This is a genomic window from Streptomyces aureocirculatus, from assembly GCF_000720475.1.
In the GTDB taxonomy this organism is placed as follows: domain Bacteria; phylum Actinomycetota; class Actinomycetes; order Streptomycetales; family Streptomycetaceae; genus Streptomyces; species Streptomyces aureocirculatus.
The window spans coordinates 499,181-505,198 of sequence record NZ_JOAP01000005.1 but is presented as its reverse complement, the minus strand read 5'-3'; the positions used below and the strand labels follow the sequence as shown (position 1 = coordinate 505,198).

General features: G+C 70.4%; 5 protein-coding genes. 3 read left to right on the top strand and 2 right to left on the bottom strand.

From position 1 onward, the window contains the following. Nucleotides 1-452 precede the first annotated feature (452 nt). Together IG78_RS0107460 and ptsP are read left to right on the top strand one after the other, a co-directional pair. Nucleotides 453-902, top strand: a complete 450-nt coding sequence (locus IG78_RS0107460) for a PTS sugar transporter subunit IIA (RefSeq protein WP_030560584.1) — start codon at nucleotides 453-455, stop codon at nucleotides 900-902. Between the two features lie 81 nt (nucleotides 903-983). Beyond that, nucleotides 984-2,654 (top strand): phosphoenolpyruvate--protein phosphotransferase, encoded by a 1,671-nt coding sequence (gene ptsP, locus IG78_RS0107455; protein WP_030560583.1) that lies wholly within the window; start codon nucleotides 984-986, stop codon nucleotides 2,652-2,654. Between the two features lie 72 nt (nucleotides 2,655-2,726). Here the strand turns inward: ptsP and IG78_RS0107450 are convergent, their stop codons facing one another. Next, nucleotides 2,727-3,638, bottom strand: coding sequence for a hypothetical protein (locus IG78_RS0107450; RefSeq protein ID WP_030560582.1), 912 nt, complete (start codon nucleotides 3,636-3,638; stop codon nucleotides 2,727-2,729). 111 nt (nucleotides 3,639-3,749) lie between these two features. Next, a complete protein-coding gene (locus tag IG78_RS0107445) occupies nucleotides 3,750-5,732 on the bottom strand; it encodes an acetoacetate--CoA ligase (protein WP_030560581.1) in 1,983 nt (660 codons plus the stop codon). Nucleotides 5,733-5,814: 82 nt separating this feature from the next. Between IG78_RS0107445 and IG78_RS49065 the strand changes: the two genes are divergently transcribed. Then, the gene (locus tag IG78_RS49065) at nucleotides 5,815-5,952 is read left to right on the top strand and encodes a hypothetical protein (protein ID WP_157855768.1); all 138 of its coding nucleotides are present in this window, start codon (nucleotides 5,815-5,817) and stop codon (nucleotides 5,950-5,952) included. Nucleotides 5,953-6,018 lie beyond the last annotated feature (66 nt).

Below are 6,018 nucleotides of genomic sequence, written 5' to 3'. Positions count from 1 at the left end.
TTTCCTCCGGGCGCTTCCCTTCGGTGTTTCTTTTGTTCTTGCGTTTCCAACTCTACCAGATCCGTTTTCCGTTCCGTTCCCGGTTCGGATTTCATTTCCAGCGGCCGTTGGAGGGCCTTTGCCTTTCGGCGGTTCCAGACTCTAGCAGGTTGTTTTCGGCTCCCTGACCACGATGTTCAGTGGACATAAGGAACCAGACCCCGATATAGGATCTGACCTGATAGTTGCTGCCCGGCCCCCGACACTGAGTGCGTCGCTCGGCCCGTCGGCAGGAGTACGACTCTACAACGGCGTCCGGGTCGGCGCAAATCGTTTGTGCAGTGCCGCTACGTCTGCCAACCGGTACCTCTCGTGCGGAACCGGGACTTCTTATGACTTACCCTTCTGAACAGTGCGTCGTCCAGGACAGGCAGTGACGGCGGTATCGAATCTCCACCCCTGGGAGGCCCTCCATGTCCACCGTTACGTCCCCGCTCGAAGGACGCGCCATCGGGCTCGCCGCGGTGCCCGACCCCGTCTTCTCCGGCGCGATGGTGGGACCGGGCACTGCGATCGACCCTGTTCGCGAGCCCTCCGAGGCGGTCGCCCCCGTCGACGGCATCGTCGTCTCCCTTCACCCGCACGCGTTCGTCGTGGTGGACGACCAGGGTCACGGCGTGCTCACGCACCTGGGCATCGACACTGTCCAGCTCAACGGCGAGGGCTTCGAGCTGCTCGTCAACAAGGGGGACACCGTACAGCGCGGTCAGTCCGTGGTGCGCTGGAACCCGGCCGCCGTCGAGGCCGCCGGCAAGTCCGCGATCTGCCCCATCGTGGCGCTCGAGGCGACGGCCGAGTCGCTGTCCGGTCTCGTCGAGGACGGCGACGTGAAGCCGGGCGACACTCTCTTCAACTGGAAGTGACGGCATCGCCGTCGCTCGCCGACGGCAGGTAGGACATCCACCGCGGCGGCTGGGCCCGTCGCACAACCGGAGACGGGTGAAATGGAGACAACGCTGCGAGGCGTCGGCGTGAGCCACGGGGTGGCCATCGGCGAGGTCCGGCACATGGGCACGGCGGTCCTTGAGCCGCCGGCCAAGCAGATCCCGGCGGAGGACGCGGAGCGCGAACAGGGGCGCGCCCGCAAGGCCGTCGAGGCTGTGGCCGCCGACCTGATGGCGCGCGGCAACCTGGCCGGCGGCGAGGCCCAGGCGGTGCTCGAAGCGCAAGCGATGATCGCTCAGGATCCGGACCTCATCGCCGACGTGGATCGGCGCATCACCGTCGGCAGCTCGGCCGAGCGCGGTATCTACGACGCCTTCTCGCACTACCGCGAGCTCCTCGCGGGCGCGGGTGAGTACATGGCCGGCCGCGTCGCGGACCTCGACGACGTGCGGAACCGTATCGTCGCGCGGCTCCTCGGCGTTCCGATGCCGGGCGTGCCCGACAGCGACGAGCCGTACGTCCTCATCGCGCGGGACCTCGCGCCCGCCGACACCGCGCTGCTCGACCCGGCGCTCGTGCTCGGCTTCGTCACCGAAGAAGGCGGCCCGACCAGCCACAGCGCGATCCTGGCGCGGGCGCTCGGCGTCCCCGCTGTCGTCGCGCTTCCCGGCGCCGGTGACATCGCCGAGGGCACGGTCGTCGCCGTCGACGGCAGCACCGGCGAGATCTTCGTCGAGCCCACCGCCGAAAAGCGTGCCCAGCTCGAGGCCGCCGCGGCCCAGCGCAAGGCCGCGCTCGCCGCGTCGACCGGCCCCGGCGCCACGTCGGACGGGCACAAGGTGCCGCTGCTCGCGAACGTCGGCGGCCCCTCCGACGTGCCCGCAGCCGTCGAAGCCGGTGCCGAGGGCGTGGGCCTGTTCCGCACCGAGTTCCTCTTCCTCGACGACAGCACCCAGGCGCCGACCGAGGAGAAGCAGATCGAGGCGTACCGCAAGGTCCTCGAAGCCTTCCCCGAGGGTCGCGTCGTCGTACGTGTCCTCGACGCCGGTGCGGACAAGCCGCTCGACTTCCTGACGCCTGCCGACGAGCCGAACCCGGCGCTCGGTGTGCGCGGTCTGCGCTCGCTCCTCGACCACCCCGAGGTGCTGCGTACGCAGCTCACCGCACTGGCCAAGGCCGCTGACGGACTTCCCGTCTACCTCGAGGTCATGGCTCCGATGGTCGCGGACCGTGCCGACGCCAAGGCGTTCGCCGACGCGTGCCGTGCGGCCGGTCTGCGAGCGAAGTTCGGCGCCATGGTGGAGATTCCGTCGGCGGCACTGCGGGCGCGCTCCATCCTGCAGGAGGTCGAGTTCCTCTCGCTGGGCACCAATGACCTCGCGCAGTACACCTTCGCCGCCGACCGCCAGGTCGGTGCCGTGTCCCGGCTGCAGGACCCGTGGCAACCCGCGCTGCTCGATCTGGTCGCGCTGTCGGCGGAGGCCGCGCGGGCCGAGGGCAAGAGCTGTGGTGTGTGCGGTGAGGCCGCGTCCGACCCGCTGCTCGCGTGTGTGCTGACCGGTCTCGGTGTCACCTCCCTCTCCATGGGCGCGGCGTCGATTCCTTACGTCCGGGCGACGCTCGGCAAGTACACGCTGGCCCAGTGCGAGCGTGCCGCGGCCGCGGCGCGTGCGGCGGACAGCGCCGAAGAAGCCCGCAAGGCGGCGCACGCCGTGCTGTCCGGCGAGTAGCAGGCCCGCGGCACGCAAACAGGTTCGTCCGGAGGGGCGCCCCACCCGTACAGGTGGGGCGCCCCTCCGGCGTCAGTGGCGGTGTCCCCCTTGTCCCGACGCGCCTTCTTCTCCTGGGCCGTCCCCGCCCAGGTCCGGTGCCGCGCAGTAGTCGACGCCGGATTCCGGGGCGATGAGGTCGCCGGAGAGCGCGTCCGTGCAGTAGGCGTCGAAGACTTCGGCGGCCGAGAGGGGGTGCAGGCGCTCTCCTTGCAGGCGCCAGCCGTGGACGCGGTCACGGGTGCCGTCGCCCGCGCGCATCACGAGGCCTCCGGAGCTCCCGACGGCGATGCCCACGGCGAGGACCGTGGTGAACTCCAGTGCTTCCGTCTCGTCCAGTTCCGGATGGCCGTCGCTGCCGCGTGTGACGTGCAGTGCGGCGAGGAGTGTCTGTCCGTCGCTGGGCACACTGCACACGAGGTGGCGGGTGGCGGGGCCCTCGGTACCGATCACGCGCATGAGCAGGTCGGAGGCGCGGGCGAAGGCGGCGCGTCCGATGTCGACTCCGCAGTCCGCGCAGGCGCCGATGCGGGCCAGGAGCATGGTCGCGTACTCCCAGGTGCTCTGCCGGACGGTCTCGTCGACAAGGTCGGGGACGAGCTCGGCCAGAGGACGGTCCTCGTACGGCAGGGTGGGTCCTGTCGCCGCGAGTTCCGCGGTGTAGCGGGTGCGGCTTGTGGAGGTGTCCGGGTCGAGGCCTGTTTCCGTGCAGAACTCGGCGTACTCCTGTGGGTCGAAGAGGGCGATGCCGGTCAGCCTGCCCTCGGCGGCCCGGGATTTGAGCAGGCCTTCCACCTGCTGCAGATACGTCACGTGGTCGTCGAAGACGAAGGTGGCGTAGTGACGCATCGCCGCGAAGTCCTCGGCGTCGGCCAGCAGGCCGATGATGCCGGCGACTTCGCGGCGAAGGGCGCGTCGCATGGTGTCGTGCTGGCTGTGCCCCATGGTCCCCCCTGCGGTCGGTCGATCAATGATCACTCACCGTAACGGGAGGCACTGACAATGACCGCGGAGCGTGCGGGGGCAGGGGCGGGGGCCGCGGATCGTGGGGTGGGGTCAGGCGCGTTCGCGGCCGAGGCGCTCGTAGAAGCGGAGCAGCTCGATGTTGTCGACGGAGCCCGCGTTGACCGCCTTGTCGAGCGGGGTGCCCTGGAGCAGGCGCTTGACCGGGACCTCGATGCGCTTGCCGGTGAGGGTGTGCGGGACAGCGGGGACCTCGATCACCTCGTCGGGGACGTGGCGCGGGGAGAGCTGTTCCCGGATGGTCCGCTTGATCCGGTCGCGCAGGGTGTCGTTGAGCTCGGCGCCCGGGGCTAGGTGGATGAACAGCGGCATCCAGTAACCACCGTCGGGCTGCTCGACGCCGATCACCAGCGACTCGCGGATCTCCGGGAGGCGCTCGACGGCTTCGTAGATGTCGGCCGAACCCATGCGTACGCCCTGGCGGTTGAGCGTGGAGTCGGAGCGGCCGTGGATGACGACGGAGCCGCGTGCGGTGACGGTGATCCAGTCGCCGTGGCGCCAGACGCCGGGGTAGGTGTCGAAGTAGCTGTCGTGGTAGCGGCTGCCGTCCGGGTCGTTCCAGAAGCGGATCGGCATGGACGGCATGGGGTTGGTGACGACGAGTTCGCCGACGTCGTCGATGAGGGGCTTGCCCTGAGGGTCCCAGGACTGCAGGTCGGTGCCCAGGCAGGGGGCCTGGAGTTCGCCGATGTGGACGGGCAGCGTCGGCACGGCGCCGGCGAAGCAGGAGCAGACGTCGGTGCCGCCGCTCACGGAGGCGATCCACACCTCTCCGGAGACGTCGGCGAACTCGTCGTGCAGCCAGCGGAAGCCGTCGGGCGGCAGGGGCGAGCCGGTGGTGGCCACGCACTGCACGCGCGACAGGTCGAAGTCGCGCGCGGGGTGCACCTCCGCCTTGCGGCAGGCCATGACGTACGCGGCGGACGTCCCGAAGTACGTGGCTCCGGTGCGCTCGGCCACCCGCCACTGCGCGGCGGTGTCGGGGTAGCCGGGGCTGCCGTCGTAGAGGACGATCGTGGCGCCCGTGAGCAGGCCGGAGACGAGGAAGTTCCACATCATCCAGCCGGTGGACGTGTACCAGAAGAAGCGGTCGTCCGGGCCGAGGTCGCAGTGCAGCCCCGCCTGCTTCAGGTGCTCGACCAGGATGCCGCCCTGGGACTGGACGATCGCCTTGGGCAGGCCTGTGGTGCCGGAGGAGTAGAGCACCCACAGGGGGTGGTCGAAGGGGACGGCTTCGAAGACGGGTGCCGTGTCCGCCGCGATGAGCGTGGACCACTCCAGGGCGCCTTCGGGGGCCGGGGTGCCGAGCAGCGGGATGTGGACGACGGCGCGCAGGGTGGGAAGTTCGCGGCGCAGTTCGGCGACGGTGTCGCGGCGGTCGTGTTCCTTGCCGCCGTAGCGGTAGCCGTCGACAGTGAAGAGGACGACCGGTTCGACCTGCTGGAAGCGGTCGAGGACGCTGCGGGCGCCGAAGTCGGGTGCGCACGAGGTCCAGACGGCGCCCACGGACGCGGTGGCGAGGAAGGCGACGACGGCCTCGGGGACGTTCGGCAGGTAGCCGCTGACGCGGTCTCCGGGGCGCACGCCGAGCCCGCGGAGCTCCGCGGCCAGGGAGCCCACTCGCCGGCGCAGTTCGGCCCAGGTGACCGAGGTCGGCTCGTGGGACTCGTCGGCGTGCAGGACGGCCGGGACGTCGGCCCGCGCGGGGTCCTCGCCGGCGCGCAGGGCGTGCTCGGCGTAGTTGAGGGTGGCGCCGGGGAACCACTCGGCGCCGGGCATGGAGCGGTCGCCGAGCACGCGCGCGTAGGGGGTGGAGAAGCGCACGTCGAACCATTCGGTGACGGCTTTCCAGAAGGTGTCCAGCTCGTCGACGGACCAGCGGTGCAGGGCCTCGTAGCCGCCGGTGGCGGGCGCTCCGTGGTGCTCGGCCGCCCAGGCCTGGAAGCGCGTGATCTGTGCGCCGGCGATGCGCTGCGGGTCAGGCTGCCAGAGCGGCGAGGGGTTCGATGAGGACATCGGATGCTCCTGGGCTGTGCGCGTCGTGGGCGGCTGTCGTGCGCACGGGCTTGGTGTGCGCGTGACACGGATGACACGGACGATGCCACGTGATCGACTTCTGCACCAGGGTGACCCTTTCGGCGCGGGGTTCGGCGCGGAGTTCGGCGAGGAGTTCGGCGAGGAGTTCGGCGAGGAGTTCGGCGAGGAGCAGAGGTGTGTCTTCGGAGGGGATTGGTGACGGCTGATGGCGCTCGGCATGAACGGCAGTTGAACGCGGCGCACCCGGTGGTCCTTCAGTGGCAGG

Coding starts and splice junctions, on each gene's coding strand:
- IG78_RS0107450 (WP_030560582.1), bottom strand. CDS start 3,638: ATGGGGCACAGCCAGCACGACACCATGCGACGCGCCCTTCGCCGCGAA.
- ptsP (WP_030560583.1), top strand. CDS start 984: ATGGAGACAACGCTGCGAGGCGTCGGCGTGAGCCACGGGGTGGCCATC.
- IG78_RS0107460 (WP_030560584.1), top strand. CDS start 453: ATGTCCACCGTTACGTCCCCGCTCGAAGGACGCGCCATCGGGCTCGCC.
- IG78_RS49065 (WP_157855768.1), top strand. CDS start 5,815: ATGCCACGTGATCGACTTCTGCACCAGGGTGACCCTTTCGGCGCGGGG.
- IG78_RS0107445 (WP_030560581.1), bottom strand. CDS start 5,732: ATGTCCTCATCGAACCCCTCGCCGCTCTGGCAGCCTGACCCGCAGCGC.